The 16,420-nt window shown below is 71.7% G+C and carries 13 protein-coding genes; 11 read left to right on the top strand and 2 right to left on the bottom strand.

The window, feature by feature from the left end:
* The first annotated feature begins 102 nt into the window (after positions 1-102).
* Positions 103-783, top strand: coding sequence for a lysophospholipid acyltransferase family protein (locus tag ACZ3I4_RS46885; RefSeq protein WP_465388666.1), 681 nt, complete (start codon positions 103-105; stop codon positions 781-783).
* Here the strand turns inward: ACZ3I4_RS46885 and ACZ3I4_RS46880 are convergent.
* Together ACZ3I4_RS46880 and ACZ3I4_RS46875 are read right to left on the bottom strand one after the other, a co-directional pair.
* Entirely contained in the window at positions 780-2,240 is a 1,461-nt protein-coding gene (locus tag ACZ3I4_RS46880) for a cryptochrome/photolyase family protein (protein WP_465388665.1), read from the bottom strand. The genes ACZ3I4_RS46885 and ACZ3I4_RS46880 overlap by 4 nt on opposite strands.
* A gap of 77 nt (positions 2,241-2,317) precedes the next feature.
* Positions 2,318-3,466 carry a hypothetical protein gene (locus ACZ3I4_RS46875; RefSeq protein WP_465388664.1) on the bottom strand — a complete coding sequence of 383 codons (1,149 nt, stop codon included), beginning with the start codon at positions 3,464-3,466 and terminating at the stop codon, positions 2,318-2,320.
* Between the two features lie 167 nt (positions 3,467-3,633).
* On the opposite strand from ACZ3I4_RS46875, the gene ACZ3I4_RS46870 reads away from it, so the two are divergent.
* The 10 genes from ACZ3I4_RS46870 to obgE all read left to right on the top strand — a co-directional run bounded on the left by ACZ3I4_RS46870 (position 3,634) and on the right by obgE (position 16,420).
* A complete protein-coding gene (locus tag ACZ3I4_RS46870; protein WP_465388663.1) occupies positions 3,634-4,431 on the top strand; it encodes an alpha/beta fold hydrolase in 798 nt (265 codons plus the stop codon).
* 36 nt (positions 4,432-4,467) lie between these two features.
* Complete coding sequence (locus ACZ3I4_RS46865) at positions 4,468-6,945, top strand: SpoIIE family protein phosphatase (protein ID WP_465388662.1); 2,478 nt, start codon at positions 4,468-4,470, stop codon at positions 6,943-6,945.
* Positions 6,945-7,328 carry an STAS domain-containing protein gene (locus ACZ3I4_RS46860; RefSeq protein ID WP_465388661.1) on the top strand — a complete coding sequence of 128 codons (384 nt, stop codon included), beginning with the start codon at positions 6,945-6,947 and terminating at the stop codon, positions 7,326-7,328. Before ACZ3I4_RS46865 ends, ACZ3I4_RS46860 begins: the two co-directional genes overlap by 1 nt.
* A 20-nt stretch (positions 7,329-7,348) precedes the next feature.
* Entirely contained in the window at positions 7,349-9,292 is a 1,944-nt protein-coding gene (locus ACZ3I4_RS46855) for a TIGR03960 family B12-binding radical SAM protein (protein ID WP_465388660.1), read from the top strand.
* Position 9,293: 1 nt separating this feature from the next.
* Positions 9,294-10,061: a TIGR03936 family radical SAM-associated protein gene (locus ACZ3I4_RS46850; RefSeq protein WP_465388659.1), complete on the top strand. Its 768-nt coding sequence runs from the start codon at positions 9,294-9,296 to the stop codon at positions 10,059-10,061.
* 153 nt (positions 10,062-10,214) lie between these two features.
* Positions 10,215-13,442, top strand: coding sequence for an Rne/Rng family ribonuclease (locus tag ACZ3I4_RS46845; protein ID WP_465388658.1), 3,228 nt, complete (start codon positions 10,215-10,217; stop codon positions 13,440-13,442).
* Between the two features lie 122 nt (positions 13,443-13,564).
* A complete protein-coding gene (locus tag ACZ3I4_RS46840) occupies positions 13,565-14,083 on the top strand; it encodes a hypothetical protein (protein WP_465388657.1) in 519 nt (172 codons plus the stop codon).
* A gap of 181 nt (positions 14,084-14,264) precedes the next feature.
* The gene (rplU, locus tag ACZ3I4_RS46835; RefSeq protein ID WP_184953202.1) at positions 14,265-14,579 is read left to right on the top strand and encodes a 50S ribosomal protein L21; all 315 of its coding nucleotides are present in this window, start codon (positions 14,265-14,267) and stop codon (positions 14,577-14,579) included.
* Between the two features lie 14 nt (positions 14,580-14,593).
* The gene (gene rpmA, locus ACZ3I4_RS46830; RefSeq protein ID WP_184953201.1) at positions 14,594-14,851 is read left to right on the top strand and encodes a 50S ribosomal protein L27; all 258 of its coding nucleotides are present in this window, start codon (positions 14,594-14,596) and stop codon (positions 14,849-14,851) included.
* 72 nt (positions 14,852-14,923) lie between these two features.
* Positions 14,924-16,420: a GTPase ObgE gene (gene obgE / locus ACZ3I4_RS46825; protein WP_465388656.1), complete on the top strand. Its 1,497-nt coding sequence runs from the start codon at positions 14,924-14,926 to the stop codon at positions 16,418-16,420.

Below are 16,420 nucleotides of genomic sequence, written 5' to 3'. Positions count from 1 at the left end.
GCCGGTCGGCCGGAGCGGCAGGGACTTCCGGGTTTCCCTCCGGTAACCTGACCGCGCTCCCCCCACGTCTGCGCACGTCCTTTGTCCCCGGAGGAACCTCAGTTGCCGCTGCTCTACTCGATCGGCAAGCTCACCGTCGGCAACGCGATGATGCTCGGATGGCGCCCGCGCGTCGAGGGCCTCGAGTACATCCCCAGGACCGGCGGTGTGATCTTCGCCGGCAATCACCTGTCCGTCGCCGACGAACTGTTCCTCGGTTCGGCGCAGCCCCGTCACCTCGCCTTCTGGGCGAAGTCGGACTACTTCGACGGCAGCGGCGTCAAGGGCTGGTTCAACCGCAATCTGATGCACGGGCTCGGCGCGATCCGGGTCGAGCGCGGTGGCGGCCGGGCCGCGCTGACCGCTTTCGACGGGGCGATCCCGGTGCTCAAGGCCGGTGACGCGGTCGCCATCTATCCCGAGGGCACGCGGTCGCCCGACGGCCGGCTCTACCGCGGCCGCACCGGCGCCGCCCGCCTCGCCGTGGCCGCCCACGTGCCGATCATCCCGGTCGGCATGATCGGCACCGAGAAGGTGCAGCCCATCGGCCAGCTCCTGCCCAAGCCGGCCCGCGGCGTCGTCACGGTCAAGTTCGGCAAGCCGATCGACCCCGAGGGCCGGGCCGACGACCGCACGTCGCTGCGCGAGCTCACCGACGAGATCATGGCCGAGATCCAGAAGCTGACCGGCCAGGAATACGTCCCGCGCTACGCCCCGGCCAAGCAGCCCAAGGACCAGGGCTAGGGAGCTCGGGAGCCGCGGGCCTGCTCCTGCTCGACGAGCGCCTCGACGTCGGCCAGCCGGCGCAGGCCGTTCAGCGGCTGCCGCATGCGGTGGTTGCCGGTGAGGGCCTTCTCGTTGCGTGCCAGAAAGGCCCAGTAACCGGCGGTGTACGGGCAGGCGTCGTCGCCCACCCGGACCCGGGGGTCGTAGCGGCAGCCGCCGCAGTAATCGCTCATGCGGTTGATGTAGGCGCCTCCGCTCGCGTACGGCTTGGTGCTCATCCGCCCGGCGTCGGCGAACTGGCTCATGCCGATCACGTTGGCCGTCATCACCCACTCGTAGCCGTCGACGAAGCTGCGGTGGAACCAGTCGGCCATCGCGCCGGGCCGCCAGCCGCGCTGCATGGCGTAGTTGCCGAGCACCATCAGCCGCGGGATGTGATGCACCCAGCCGCGGTCGCGGACCCCGGCCAGCACGTCGGACAGGCAGCGCGCCTCGACCGCGTCGGCGTCCAGGCCGGCGAACCAGCGCGGCAGCTCCCGCCGGGCGCCCAGCTCGTTCGAGGCGCGGTAGTCCGGCTCGAAATACCAGTACAGGTGCCAGATGAAGTCGCGCCAGCCGATGATCTGCCGGATGAACCCCTCGGCGCCGGCCGGCGGAACAGCACCTTCCCGGTACGCCTGTTCGGCCCGCTCCACCACCTCCAGCGGGTCCAGCAGGCCCAGGTTCATCGACGAGCTGAGCAGGCTGTGGCTCATCCACGGGTCACCGGCGAGCATCGCGTCCTCGTACGGGCCGAAGTGCGGCAGCCGGTGGGTGACGAAATGCCGGAGCCGGGCCAGCGCCTCACGCCGGGTCGCCGGGAACAGGCGCGGGCCGTCGCGACCGACGAACTCGATGCCGTCGTCGCGCTGCCACCGGTCGAGATCGGCCCGGACCTCCTGGTCGATCTCGTCCTCGGTGATCGCGGGCGGGGCCGGGACGTCCAGGGTCCGGGCGCCACGCGGCGGCGGCTCGCGGTTGTCGGCGTCGAAGTTCCACTTGCCCCCGGCCGGCTCGTCGCCGTCCATCAGGATGCCGTGCCGCTGCCGGGCGTCCCGATAGAAGTCCTCCAGGCGCAGGTGGTGGCGGCCGTGAGCCCAGGCCGTGAAGTCGGCGGGCGCGGTGACGAAACCCCGTGGCGGCAGCACCTCGGCGACCTGGGGCAGCCGGTGCACCAGGCCGCGGGCGGCGCGCGAGGTGGGATGGCAGACGGTCACCTTTTCGGTGATCGCCTCGGCGTACGTCTCGGCCCGGATCAGCCGTACGCCGTCGTCGCGGGCCCGGTGCCGCAGCGCGGACAGGATCAGGTGGGCCTTCTGCCGATGGAAGGCCCGCCGCCGGAACACCGCCTTGGACTCCACGAGCAGGGCCTCCTGCCGCGGCGAGTCGAGGAAGTGCGGGCCGAGCTGGTCGGCGAACAGCCAGCGTGGGGTCATCCCGTCATCGTGCCCGCGCCCCGGCCGGTCAACCGGGCCGTCCGGAGATCTTCGCGCGGGCGGGCGACGGGCGCGGGTCAGCCGGGGATCAGCACCTCGTCGCGCAGGCGGGCGACCAGGTCGGCGCTGTCGCTGACCGAGCGCCGGGTCAGCAGCACGGTGGCCAGGCTGCCGTGGTCGGCCCAGGCGCAGACGACCACCGGCGTGCCCTTCTCGCGGCCGGTGCCGCAGCGTTCGTGCGCGCCGAACTCGCCCAGGTCGAACGACTGCACGCCGGTCAGGCCGTAGTCGGCGACGGCCTGGTCGATGCGCGCCTGCACGTCGGAGCCCGGGGTGAGCCGGAAGCCGGTCTCGCCGAACACCGTGACCCGCTTGCCGCGGCCGTCGCGATAGACACCGGCGAACCCGCTCGGGCCGGTCTCCTCGGTGTCGCGCAGCCGCAGGTCGGCGAACGAGTCCGGCAGCGCGGCGGACACCGGGTACTGCTCGGCGGCCGGCGACTGCGTCCAGGCGAACGGGAGGCCGCAGCAGCAGACCACGCCGATCAGGCTGAGCAACACGAGGCGGCGGCCCCAGCGGCGCTTGCGGCGCGGCGGCGGCATCGGACGGGCGGCCGGGCGCGGGGCCCACGGCGGCGGGGCCGGCAGCGGGCGGCCGTGCACGATGGGGCCGGACGGCGGGCCCGGCGGCCGGGTCTGGATCGGCAGGCGGTTGACCGCGGGCGGCGGGGTGTTCTTGAGCCGCTTCCGTTCCTTCCTCTCCTTCCTCGACGGTTTGGGCGCCCGGGCCGGTGGCTGCTTGATCTGCTCGCTCACCGGAGGCGGAGGCGGAGGCGGCGCGGGCGCGGCCGGAGCGGGCGCGGGCGGCTCGACGCGGGTGGGGGGCGGCGCCTCGATCCGGGTCGGCGGCAGTGGCGGGGCCGGCTTCGGGGTGGCCGCCTCGGCCTCGGTGCCCTCGAACTCCAGCGCGAACGAGTCCCACGGCGTGTCCTGGTCGGCCCAGGGGTCGACGGCCGGGGTGGTGGCCCAGTGCTCGTGCTGCTCGACCGGCTGCGGCGGCTGGTCGCGGCGCCACCACGGTCGCTTGGGCGCCGGCGCGGTCACGGCCGCCGAGCCGCTCCAGCGAACCGGCGCGTCCACCGTGGAGGGTTCCGAACCAGTGTCGACCCGGGTCGGGTCGGGCACTCCGTCCGCCGGCCTGGTTTCCTCCGGCTGCGGGTCGGCCATCCGTCGATCTCCTTCACTGCCGGGCAAGATCCCGGCGAGGCGGTCGAGTCCCAGGTTAGAGGCGGTGTGCCACCCGGGGCCTCGACTCGGGGGCCGGATCCGCGATACAAATGCCGGACAACCGGGGCGATGTGCAAGACGCTTTGGAGCCGTATGGTTACCGGGACATGAGAACGACACAGAGAAACGCCATCACTTTGACCGGAAATGCCGCCGGTCAGCCGATGGTGTTCGCTCACGGGTACGGCTGCGACCAGAACATGTGGCGACTCGTCGCTCCGGCCTTCGCGGACTCGCATCGGCTCGTCCTCTTCGACCACGTCGGCAGCGGCAAGTCCGACTTGTCGGCCTACGACGACGACCGCTACTCCTCGCTCGACGGTTACGCCGACGACATCCTCGAGATCCTGCACGAGCACGATCTGTGGGACGTCGTCTTCGTCGGGCACTCGGTGAGCGCCATGATCGGCGTCCTGGCCGCGATCAAGGAACCCGAGCGGTTCGCCCGCCTGGTGCTGGTCGGCCCGTCGCCCCGCTACATCAACGAGCCCGCCGAGGACTACGTGGGCGGCTTCGACCGGGCCGACATCGACTCGCTGCTCGACTCGCTCGACAGCAACTACCTCGGCTGGTCGAGCACGATGGCGCCGGTCATCATGGGCAACCCCGACCGGCCCGAGCTCGGCCAGGAGCTGACCAACAGCTTCTGCCGGACGGACCCCGAGATCGCGAAGAAGTTCGCCCGGGTCACGTTCCTCTCCGACAACCGCGACGACCTGCTCAAACTGCGTACGCCGACGCTGATCCTGCAGTGCGCCGACGACGTCATCGCGCCCACCTTCGTCGGCGACTACGTTTACAAGCACACCGCCGGGAGCACGTTCGTGCAGTTGAACGCCACGGGACACTGTCCCAACCTGAGCGCGCCGGAAGAGACGATCAACGCCATGAAGGCTTGGCTTTAGAAGCGGCGGACCGTGAGTGACTCTGGTGGGCCAGACGTGACGCAGGAGTTGCGCGCGCCCTGGGACGAAGACCCCGATGACCTGTACGAGCACGCGCCGTGCGGGTATCTGACCACGCTCCCCGACGGCACGATCGTCCGGGTCAACCAGACGTTCCTGAGCTGGACGGGCTACACCCGAGGCGAGCTGGTCGGCCACCGGCGCTTCCGTGACCTGCTCACCTCGGGCGGGCAGATCTATCACGAGACCCATTACGCCCCGTTGCTGCGCATGCAGGACGAGGTGCACGAGCTGGCGTTCGACGTGGTCTGCTCGGACGGCCGCCGGCTGCCCACCCTGGTCAACTCGATGCTGGGCCGCGACGAGGCGGGGCAGCCCAAGGCGATCCGCACGACGGTCTTCAACGCGACCGAGCGCCGCCAGTACGAAAAAGAGCTGCTCCTGGCCCGGCAGATCGCCGAGGCCTCCGAGCGGCGGGTCCGGGTGCTGCAGCAGATCGTGGCCGACCTGGCCGCCGCGCCGACCGAGGCCGAGGTGGCCGAGGCGGTGGTGCGGGCGCCCGAGGCCGCCTTCGGCGCGGCCAGCAGCAGCATCTACCTGGTCGACCCCGAGCGCGACACGATCTACGCGGTCGCCTCGACCGACCCCACCACCGGCAACTGGGACGACATGGCCCGTTCGTCCCCGCGCGCCGTGGCGCGGGTGGCCGACCGCGGCGACCTGCACGTGGTCGGCTCGCTCACCGAGGCCCGCGAGCACTTCCCCGACCTGGTCGACAGCATGCGCCGCTCGGGCCGCAACACCGTGGTCCTGCTGCCCCTGACCACCGGAACGGCCGACGACAGCACCGGGTCCGAGACGCTGGGCGTGCTGGCCTTCAGCTTCAAGGGCGAGCGCACCCTGACCGACGGTGAGCTGCGGGTCGTCCGCCTCCTGGGCCAGCAGGCGGGCCAGGCGCTCGACCGGGCGCGGCTCTACGACGACGTCCGCCGCCGCGAGGAACGCTCGATCTTCCTGGCCGCGACCACCCGCTCGCTCGACGAGCTGCACCGGCTGCTGCCGCGCACCCGGCGCCTGGTCGACCGGGTGGTGCCCGAGATCGCCGACTGGGCCGAGGTGCGGCTGCACGTGGGCGCGACCCCGGTCGTCGAGACGGCCGGCGGCCCGCGCCCCGACGAGGAACTGCTCAGCCAGCGCCTGGGCAAGGTGGCGGCCGGCGGCGAGCCGAGGTTCCCGGCCGACGGCGACCAGCTGGACTGCTCGGTGCTGCCGCTGACCGCGCGCGGGCTCGTGCTGGGCACGCTGGCCCTGCGGATGGCGCCCGACCGGCGTGGCGCCGCGGCCGAGCGGGCGTTCCTGGTCGAGCTGGCCGACCGGGCCGGGCTCGCGCTCGAGAACGCCCGGCTCTACGAGCAGGAGCGGCAGATCGCCCGCACCCTGCAGCGCAGTCTGCTCGCCGGTGACCTGCCCGGCGGCGACACCCGGTTCGCCGTCGAGACTCACTATCAGGCCGCCGCTCAAGACCTGGAGGTCGGCGGCGACTGGTTCGACGCCTTCCAGATCACCAAGGACAAGCTGGCCGTCGTGGTCGGCGACGTGGTCGGGCGGGGCATCGAGGCGGCCACCACGATGGGCCAGCTGCGCAGCGCCGTACGCGCGCTGGCCTCGAACGAGGCCGGTCCGGCCCGGCTGATCGAAGGTCTGGACCGGTTCGTCGAGCGGGTCGAGTCGGCCCGCATGGCCACCGTGGCGTACGTCGAGGTCGACCTGGCCGCCGGTGAGATGGCGTACTCGTGCGCCGGTCATCTGCCCCCGCTGCTGCAGGAGCCGGCCGGATCGCCGGAATACCTGCTGCAGGCCCGCTCGGCCGCGCTCGGCTCGCGGGCCGGCAACCGCACGCGCACCGAGCACCGCCGCCGGCTGCCCGCCGGCAGTCGCCTGCTGCTCTACACCGACGGTCTGATCGAGCGCCGCAGCCGGTCCATCGAGAAGGGCTTCGAGCTGCTCGCCCGGGAGTACGCGAGACGCCGCGACGCGCCGCTGCAGGGCCTGGCCGCCGGGCTGGCCGACACCCTGGTCGGCCGAGATCACACCGACGACGTCTGCATGCTCTGCCTGACGCTGGGCACCGAGGAACGCATCGAGCGCACCATCGGCGCCGACCGCATGCAGATCGCCCTGCTCCGCGCCGACCTGCGGGCCTGGCTGGTGGCCCACGGGGTCGAACCGGAGTGCCGCGACGCCGTTCTGCTGGCCTGTTCCGAGGCGGTGGCCAACGCGATCGAGCACGGCTATCGTGACGACCCGTTCGGGATGATCGATGTCGTGGCGACGGTGACGGACGACGCGGTCGAGGTCCGGGTCACCGATCGGGGCACCTGGCGTGGCCCGGTCACCGACGTGTCCCGCGGCCGCGGCCTGCAGCTGATCCGGGAGTCGATGGATCAGGTGCTGTTCGACCGCGGCGACGGCACCACGGTCACCATGCGCCGGGGCCGCCGGGAGGCGTCGTAATGGAATTCACACGGGGTGGGCGTCCGGTGCCGGTCGGCCAGCTGGAGCGCTGGGTCACGTTCTCGACGCTGGGCGACGCCGAGCTGGTGTCGCTGACCGGAGAGATCGACCTGTCCAACGCGCCGGAGATCGGCAAGGCGATCGTCGAGCGGATCGAGAAGGCCGGGAAGGTGCTGATCGACCTCACCACCGTCTCGTTCCTCGACAGCGCCGGGGTCCGACTGCTCGACGCCCTGCTCGGTGATCTCGACGAGCACGCCATACCGGCCCGGCTCGTGGTGGGCGAGACCGGCGCGGCCCGGATGACTCTCCAGCTGTGCGCCTTCCGGGAGGACCTGCTGGCCACCAACCTCGACAGGGCCGCGGCGGATCTTACTGGTTAGCCCGCGTACCCTAGAGGCCCATGAGCGTACGTTCCGTCTTCCCGCAGCTCGAGCAGCTGCTGCCCCGGGTCAGCAAGCCGATCCAGTACGTGGGCGGCGAGCTCGGCGCCGTCGTCAAGGACTGGGACGCCACCTCGGTCCGGTGGGCGCTGATGTATCCCGACGCGTACGAGGTGGGTCTGCCCAACCAGGGCGTTCAGATCCTCTACGAGGTGCTCAACGAGCAGGACGACGTGCTGGCCGAGCGCACCTACGCGGTGTGGCCCGACCTCGAGGCTCTGATGAAGGAGCACGGCGTCCCGCAGTTCACCGTCGACGCGCACCGCCCGGTCAAGGCGTTCGACGTGCTGGGTCTGTCGTTCGCGACCGAGCTGGGCTACACCAACATGCTTTCCGCCCTCGACCTCGCCGGCATCCCGCTGAACAGCGCCGACCGCGGCGACGACGACCCGATCGTCCTCGCCGGCGGCCACGCCAGCTTCAACCCGGAGCCGATCGCCGACTTCATCGACGCCGCCGTGCTCGGCGACGGCGAGGAAGCCGTCCTCGAGATCACCGGCATCATCCGGGAGTGGAAGGCCGAGGGCCGCCCGGGTGGCCGCGACGAGCTGCTGCTGCGTCTCGCCCGCACCGAGAGCATCTACGTCCCCCGCTTCTACGACGTCGACTACCTCGCCGACGGCCGCATCCAGCGTGTGGTGCCCAACCGCCCCGACGTGCCGTTCCGTGTCGCCAAGCGCACGACCATGGATCTCGACGCCTGGCCCTACCCCAAGAAACCGCTGGTCCCGCTGGCCGAGACGGTCCACGAGCGCTATGCGGTGGAGATCTTCCGCGGCTGCACGCGTGGCTGCCGGTTCTGCCAGGCCGGCATGATCACCCGCCCGGTGCGGGAGCGCTCGATCACCACGGTCGGCCAGATGGTCAAGGAGGGCCTCGAGTTCTCCGGCTTCAACGAGGTCGGTCTGCTCTCGCTCTCGAGCGCCGACCACTCCGAGATCGGCGACATGTGCTCCGGGCTGGCCGAGCAGTACGAGGGCACCAACGTCTCGCTGTCGCTGCCGTCCACCCGGGTCGACGCCTTCAACATCGACCTGGCCCAGGAGCTGTCGAAGAACGGCCGCCGTACGGGCCTGACCTTCGCGCCCGAGGGCGGCTCCGAGCGCATCCGCAAGGTCATCAACAAGATGGTGACCGAGGAAGACCTGATCCGCACGGTCGTCACCGCGTATTCGAACGGCTGGCGTCAGGTCAAGCTCTACTTCATGTGTGGCCTGCCCACCGAGACCGACGACGACGTGCTGCAGATCGGCCGCATGGCGCACGAGGTGATCAAGGCCGGTCGGGTCGCCGCGGGCACCAAGGACATCCGCTGCACGGTGTCGATCGGCGGGTTCGTGCCCAAGCCGCACACCCCGTTCCAGTGGGCGCCGATGGTGCGTCCCGAGGTGATCGACGCCCGGCTCCGCATGCTCAAGCAGGAGATCAACTCCGACCGTTCGCTGGGCCGTGCGATCGGCTACCGCTATCACGACGGTGAGCCGTCGCTGATCGAGGGCCTGCTCTCGCGGGGCGACCGCCGGGTGGGCGCGGTCATCCGCCGGGTCTGGGAGAAGGGCGGCCGTTTCGACGGCTGGAGCGAGCACTTCTCGTACTCCCGGTGGGTCGAGGCCTGCGCCGAGGTGCTGCCCGGCTTCGGCGTCGACCTCGACTGGTACACCACCCGCGAGCGTCAGCACTCCGAGGTGCTGCCCTGGGACCACCTCGACTCGGGCCTCGACAAGGACTGGCTCTGGCAGGACTGGCAGGACTCGATGTCGGAGTTCGAGCAGGACGACTGCCGGTGGACCCCGTGCTTCGACTGCGGCGTCTGCCCGTCGATGGACACCGAGATCCAGATCGGCCCCACCGGCAAGAAGCTGCTGCCTCTGACGCCGGTCAACCCGCTGCGTCAGCCGGTCTGACATGGCCAAGAATCAGCCCGTCGGCGGGCAGGCCCCGATCGTCCAGCGGATCCGCCTCCGCTACGCCAAGCGCGGCCCGCTGCGCTTCACCTCGCACCGCGACTTCGCCCGCGCGTTCGAGCGGGCGTTGCGGCGGGCCGCCGTGCCCATCGCCTTCTCGCAGGGCTTCACCCCCCACCCCAAGATCTCGTACGCGAGCGCGGCGCCCACCGGCGTCGGCAGCGAGGCCGAATACCTCGAGATCGGGCTGCAGCGCGAGGTCGACCCCGAGCAGCTGCGCCTGGCCCTCGACGCGGCGCTCTCGCCGGGGCTCGACATCCTCGACGCGGTGGTGGCCGGGTCCGGCAGCCTGGCCGACCGGATCGACGCCTCGCGGTGGCTCCTGGAGCTTCCGTCGGTCGACCCGGCGGTCGCCGCGGCGGCGGTCAAGGCGTTCGCCGATCTCGACGAAGTGCTGGTCGAGCGCATGACCAAGCAGGGCCGGCGCTCGTTCGACGCCCGCGAGGCAGTGACGCACATCGCTGTGACGGAGCAGTCCGGCGGACCTTCCGAGGCGGACGGCGCGCCGTGTGCGATAATCGACCTTGTCGTACGACAGGTGACGCCCGCCGTACGACCCGATGACGTCCTTTCCGGCCTGCGCGTAGCGGCGGGCCTGGAGCCGCCGGTGCCCCCACGGGTGACCCGGCTGGCCCAGGGCACGCTCACCGCACAGGGGGAGATCGTCGATCCGTTGGACGCGGATCGCGAACCGGCCCTTCCGGGGTAAGGAACGCTCCATCGGCCGGGCGCTGGTTGCAGCCGGCGTCCGTTGACAGACTTCGGCAGCCCTCCGCTCACCCGGCGGGACCGAAACACTTGCGGCGACCCTGCGTGGCAGCGCTCAAACGCGCCCGGGGCCGCCAGAACTGGAGAGCGCCCCATGCTCGATAACGAGCCCCAAGACAACTTGGGAGAGCAGGGCGGTGAAGGGGCCGGAGCCAATCCGCCCGAGACCGCCGCCACCACCACCCCCGCGCGCCGGACGCGTGCGCCGCGTCGCAAAGCGGCGGCCCCCGCCGCTTCTGCGGAGGCGCCGGCTGCCGAGCCGGGTGCGGCCATCGAGGCCGCGAGCGCCCAGGACGCGGCCGCGAGCCCGTCCGACCCGGTGGCGAACGTCCACGAGGCCCCGGCCGCCTCGGATCTTCCCGCGCCCGCGGCCGAAGAGGCGCCGCCCGCACCGGTGAAGAAGGCCACCCGCAGCCGTAAGAAGGCCGCTGCCCCCGCGGCCGCCCCGGCCGCGCCGCCGGAGGAGGAGGCCGCAGCCGAGCCCGTGCCGCCGGTGAAGGCCACCCGGGCCCGCCGCAAGAAGGCCGCCGCCCCCGCCGTGGCGGAGGAGCCGGTCGCCCCGGTCGAGGCGCCGCCCGCAGTCGAGACCCCCGCCGAGCCGGTGCCCGTCGAAGCCCTCGTCCAGGGCGAGGAGCCGGTCGCCGAGGCCGAGCCGGACGAGACCGAGCCGGCGGCCGAGGGCACGCCGATCATCGGGGTCATCCCGCTGGACGCCGACTTCGTCGAGGAGAAGCCCGCGCCGCGCCGTGGCCGGCGCGCCGCCGCCCTTCCGCCCGCCGTGCTGTTCATGCCGCCCGAGGCCACCGAGACCGCTCCGGCTCCGGCCCGGCGTTCCCGCCGTGGCGCCACCCAGCCGCCCGCGGTCGTCGAGACCCCGCTCATCCCCGAGGTCTCCGAGGCCGAGGCCGAGGTGGCCGAGATCCCGGTCGTGGTGACCGAGGAGCCGGCCGAGGCGCCCCGCCGCAGCCGGCGTCGCCGCCGGGGCGCGGCCGACGAGCCCCCCGAGGCCGAGGTGGCCGAGGTGATCGCGCCGCCCGTCGAGGAGCCGGTCGACGAGACCGACGAGAGCGCCGACGACGTCGAGGACGGCGTCGAGGACGAGAACGACGATGACGACGACAGCGCCGCGGGTCGTCGTCGCCGCCGCCGTGGCCGCCGTGGCCGCGGCCGGGGCAAGGGTCCCGCCGAGGACGGCGAGACCGACGAGACCGACGAGGGCGCCGAAGCCTCCGCGGACGAGGAGTCCGAGGACGACGAGGAGTCCGACGACGGCGAGGGCGTGACCCGCCGCCGGCGTCGCCGCCGCCGTAAGGGCTCGACCGGGGACGGCGAGACCGGGGGCATCGAGGACGGCGTGCACACCGTCGTGCGGGTGCGCGAGCCCCGGCGTACGGACGAGGTGCAGGGTGTCTCGGGCTCGACCCGGCTCGAGGCCAAGCGCCAGCGCCGCCGCGACGGCCGTGAGCAGCGCCGGACCCGCCCGCCGATCCTGAGCGAGTCGGAGTTCCTGGCCCGCCGCGAGGCGGTCGACCGGGTGATGGTCGTGCGGCAGAAGCCGGACCGCACCCAGATCGCCGTGCTCGAGGACGGCGTCCTGGTCGAGCACTACGTGTCGCGCACCACCTCCGGCACCATGGTCGGCAACGTCTACCTCGGCAAGGTGCAGAACGTGCTGCCCAGCATGGAGGCGGCGTTCGTCGACATCGGCCGGGGCCGGAACGCCGTGCTCTACGCGGGCGAGGTCAACTGGGACGCCACCGGGCTCGAGGGGCGGGCCCGCTCGATCGAGCAGGCGCTGCGCTCCGGCGACTCGGTGCTGGTGCAGGTGACCAAGGACCCGATCGGGCACAAGGGCGCCCGGCTGAGCAGCCACATCGCGCTCTCCGGCCGGCACCTGGTCTACGTGCCCAACGGCAACGCGTCCGGGATCAGCCGCAAGCTGCCCGACACCGAGCGCAAGCGCCTGCGGGACGTGCTCAAGAAGCTCGTGCCCGACGGCGCCGGCGTGATCGTGCGGACCGCGGCCGAGGGCGCCAGCGAGGACGACCTGGCGCGCGACGTCAAGCGGCTGCAGGCGCAGTGGGAGGACATCCAGCGCAAGTCGGCCGAGGGTCACGCCCCGGTCGCCCTCTCCGAGGAGCCCGACCTGGTCATCCGGGTCGTGCGGGACCTCTTCAACGAGGACTTCCGCGAGCTGATCGTGCAGGGCGAGCAGGCGTACGGCGAGTTGGAGAACTACCTCAACTCGGTCTCGCCCGACCTGCTGGAGCGCATGCACCGCTACGTCGGTGGCGGGGACGTCTTCGCCGACCAGCGCATCGACGAGCAGATCCTCAAGGGCCTGGACCGCAAGGTGTTCCTGCCCTCGGGCGGCCACCTGGTCTTCGACCGCACCGAGGCGATGACCGTGGTCGACGTCAACACCGGTAAGTACACCGGCGCGGGCGGCAACCTCGAGGAGACGGTGACCCGCAACAACCTCGAGGCGGCGGAGGAGATTGTCCGGCAGCTGCGGCTGCGCGACCTCGGCGGCATCGTGGTCATCGACTTCATCGACATGGTGCTGGAGAGCAACCGCGAGCTGGTGCTGCGGCGGCTGACCGAGTGCCTGGGCCGCGACCGGACCAAGCACCAGGTCACCGAGATCACCTCGCTCGGCCTGGTGCAGATGACCCGCAAGCGGATCGGTTCGGGGCTGCTCGAGGCGTTCAGCGAGACCTGCGACCACTGCAAGGGCCGGGGTGTACTGATCCACACCGAGCCGGTGCCCGAGAAGCGGACCAACGGCGGCGCGGCGAACCAGGTCAAGGCGGTCGCCGCGGCGGCCCGGACGGAACAGCCCCCGGCGCCGCCACAGCAGCAGCAGCCGGCCGCGGGCAAGTCCCGGCGGCGGCGTGGCGGTGGCGGCAGCGAGACCCCGGTCGTCGAGGTGGCCGAGGTCGTCGAGGAGACGGCGCCGGTCGTCGAGGCGCCGGTGGAGGTCGTGGCCGAGCCCGCGCGCCACGAGGGTGACGACCCGGCGGCCGAGACCGCGGGGCTGCCCCCGGTGGCCGGTTCGGGCATCGTCACGGCCGGACGCCCGTCGCTGACCAAGGACGACTCGGCCGACGAATACGACATCAGCGGCTACGACCTGTCCCGTTACGAGTCGGCGGCCCCGCCGGCGGCCGAGCCCGAGCCGCTGCGGCTGGCCGGCACGGACGACCCGGACGCGGCCGACGACGACGAGGATGACGAGGACGACGACGAGCCCGTGGGCGCGGGCGCCGGTGGGCGACGCCGCTCGCGGCGGGGTGGCGCCCGGCGGCGTACGCGTCCCTGAGCGAAAACTGATCGACCGGGAGCGGTTCGGTAAAGAAAGTTAACTGACCGGGCCGCTTCCGTCGTGATGTCGGTTACCCTCGCGGGATCTCTTCCCCCTTCCCCCCGAGGAGACCCAGCCCCATGCACCGCATCTCCCCGCGTCAGGGCCTCGCCGTGTGCGTCGCCCTGGGCGCGCTGACCTTCACGGCCGCCTGCTCCGGCGACGCCGCTCCGACCGGCGGCGCCGCCCCGGCGGCCGGTGACACCCCGCCGGTCGCGCCGGCCCCGGCCGACCCGTCGGCTGCGGCGGCGGCCGACGCCGCGCTCACCGGCGACACCAAGCAGATCTGCGCCCAGGCCGGCCGCACGAGCACCAGCTTCGGCGAGCTGTTCGTCGCCGACCACAAGCTCAAGATCGAGGCGGCGAGCAAGGGCGCGGTGGCCAAGCAGCAGGCCGCCGAAAAGATCGCCCGTGACGTGGAGAACTACTCTTTCGCGCTCACGAACATGGCCGCCATCACCACCGATACGAAGCTCAAGGCGGCACTCACCGACATGAGTTCGCAGGTCAAGGCGTTGAAGGGCGACGTCTCCAAGATCAACCATGACAGGATGGCCAAGCTGACCGCTAAGCTGGACAAGGCCTGCGGCAAGGGCTGAGCTGCTGCGGCGTGGCCCCCGGTTTGGGATCGGGCCTGCACATGAAGTACGCTTTCTGACGGCGCTTTTCTAGGCGCCATGTTCTCGTGCCAGCCATGCAAGATCCTGGCCAGGGCCGAGATTTTTAGCTCCATCCGCCAAGCAGCGATCTGCTGCGTAAGTCTCAGGGAGTCCGCGTCCGATGTACGCGATCGTCAAGACCGGCGGCAAGCAGTACAAGGTTGCCGAGGGCGACGTGATCGAGGTCGAGAAGCTCGCGGGTGTGCCCGGCGACTCGCTGACGCTCGCCGCAGTCCTCCTCGTCGACGGTGACAACCTGGTGACCGACGCGGCCAAGCTTGCCAAGGTGACGGTGTCCGGCGAGATCGCCGAGCACACCAAGGGTCCGAAGATCCGGATCCACAAGTTCAAGAACAAGACCGGTTACCACAAGCGTCAGGGGCACCGTCAGCCGCTGACCAAGATCAAGGTCACCGGCATCAAGAGCGGGAAGTAAGGGGCGGATCACTCATGGCTCACAAAAAGGGTGCATCCAGCTCGCGCAACGGCCGTGACTCCGCCGCTCAGCGGCTCGGTGTCAAGCGGTTCGGCGGCCAGCTGGTCAGCGCCGGCGAGATCCTGATCCGCCAGCGCGGCACGAAGTTCCACCCGGGCGACCTGGTCGGCCGGGGCGGCGACGACACGCTGTTCGCGCTTGCGACCGGCAACGTACTGTTCGGCACGAAGCGCGGTCGCAAGACCGTCAGCATCGTTCCGGCTGCGGAGTAAGTTTGCTCTGAGCGGGCCGCGGACCTCCGGGTCCGCGGCCCGCTTTGTTTTTTCTTTCTGAGGAGTTGAGTAGTGGCCACGTTCGTCGATCGCGTCGTGCTGCACCTGCAGGCCGGTGACGGCGGGCATGGCTGCGTCTCGGTGCGCCGCGAGAAGTTCAAGCCGCTCGGCGGGCCCGACGGCGGCAACGGCGGGCACGGCGGTGGCATCACCCTCGTGGTCGACCCGCAGCAGCACACGCTGCTGGACTTCCACTTCCACCCGCACGTCAAGGCGTCCAACGGCGTAGGTGGCGCGGGAGCCAACCGCGACGGCGCCAACGGCAAGGACCTGGTGCTCAAGGTGCCGGACGGCACGGTCGTGCAGACCGCCGACGGCGAGGTGCTGGCCGACCTGATCGGCGTCGGCACCACCTTCGAGGTGGCCCGGGGCGGCCGCGGCGGGCGGGGCAACGCCTCGCTGGCCAACACCCGCCGCAAGGTGCCGGGCTTCGCCGAGCTGGGTGAGCCGGGCGACAGCCTCGACGTCGTGCTCGAGCTCAAGAGCGTGGCCGACGTCGGCCTGGTCGGCTTCCCGTCGGCCGGCAAGTCGTCGCTGATCTCGGTCATCTCCGCGGCCAAGCCCAAGATCGCCGACTACCCGTTCACGACGCTGGTGCCCAACCTGGGCGTGGTGCAGGCGGGCGACCAGACCTTCACCGTCGCCGACGTCCCGGGCCTGATCCCGGGCGCGGCCACCGGCAAGGGCCTGGGCATGCAGTTCCTGCGGCACATCGAGCGCACCTCGGTGCTGCTGCACGTGCTCGACGCGGCGGCGCCCGAGATCGAGCGCGACCCGCTGGCCGACCTTGATGCGATCGAGGCGGAGCTGTCGGCGTACGGGGGCCTGGAGGACCGCCCCCGGCTCGTGGTGCTCAACAAGATCGACATTCCGGACGGCCGCGACCTGGCCGACATGGTCAAGCCCGACCTCGAGGCCCGGGGCTACCGTGTCTTCGAGGTCAGCGCGGTCACCCGCGAGGGCCTCAAGGAGCTGGTCTTCGCACTGGCCGAGACGGTCGCCCAGCACCGCCTGGACCAGCCCGCGCCCGAGCCCAGCCGGGTCATCGTGCGGCCCCGGGCGGTCGACGAGTCGGGCTTCACCATCGAGCAGGACGAGGACGGGGTCTTCGTCGTGCGGGGCGGCAAGGTCGAGCGCTGGGTCCGGCAGACCAACTTCGACAACGACGAGGCCGTGGGCTTCCTGGCCGACCGGCTCGACCGGCTCGGCGTCGAGGAGGCGCTGGGCAAGAAGGGCGCCCAGGCCGGCGATCCGGTGCGCATCGGCGATCGCGAGTTCGACTGGCAGCCCAACGCCGGCGAGTACGTGACGGGCCCGCGCGGCACCGACATCCGGCTCGAGGAGGAGAACCACCGCGCCTCCGCCGCCCAGCGTCTCGCCGCCCGCAAGGCCCGGCGGGTCCGCTCGGACGACGAGCTGCTGCACATGGCGCCCGACGGCACGGTCACGACCGTGTCGAACGCGCAGCGTCCGATTCTGGTCCCCGATGAGGACGACACCGACGAATAG

The sequence above is a fragment of the Actinoplanes sp. NPDC021490 genome, from assembly GCF_055562135.1.
This window is presented reverse-complemented; position numbering and strand designations above follow the sequence as displayed.

Excerpts from the sequence above, each read along its gene's own strand:
- ACZ3I4_RS46880 (WP_465388665.1), bottom strand. The coding sequence starts at position 2,240 with ATGACCCCACGCTGGCTGTTCGCCGACCAGCTCGGCCCGCACTTCCTC.
- ACZ3I4_RS46875 (WP_465388664.1), bottom strand. The coding sequence starts at position 3,466 with ATGGCCGACCCGCAGCCGGAGGAAACCAGGCCGGCGGACGGAGTGCCC.
- ACZ3I4_RS46870 (WP_465388663.1), top strand. The coding sequence starts at position 3,634 with ATGAGAACGACACAGAGAAACGCCATCACTTTGACCGGAAATGCCGCC.
- ACZ3I4_RS46860 (WP_465388661.1), top strand. The coding sequence starts at position 6,945 with ATGGAATTCACACGGGGTGGGCGTCCGGTGCCGGTCGGCCAGCTGGAG.
- ACZ3I4_RS46855 (WP_465388660.1), top strand. The coding sequence starts at position 7,349 with ATGAGCGTACGTTCCGTCTTCCCGCAGCTCGAGCAGCTGCTGCCCCGG.
- ACZ3I4_RS46850 (WP_465388659.1), top strand. The coding sequence starts at position 9,294 with ATGGCCAAGAATCAGCCCGTCGGCGGGCAGGCCCCGATCGTCCAGCGG.
- ACZ3I4_RS46845 (WP_465388658.1), top strand. The coding sequence starts at position 10,215 with ATGCTCGATAACGAGCCCCAAGACAACTTGGGAGAGCAGGGCGGTGAA.
- ACZ3I4_RS46840 (WP_465388657.1), top strand. The coding sequence starts at position 13,565 with ATGCACCGCATCTCCCCGCGTCAGGGCCTCGCCGTGTGCGTCGCCCTG.
- rplU (WP_184953202.1), top strand. The coding sequence starts at position 14,265 with ATGTACGCGATCGTCAAGACCGGCGGCAAGCAGTACAAGGTTGCCGAG.
- rpmA (WP_184953201.1), top strand. The coding sequence starts at position 14,594 with ATGGCTCACAAAAAGGGTGCATCCAGCTCGCGCAACGGCCGTGACTCC.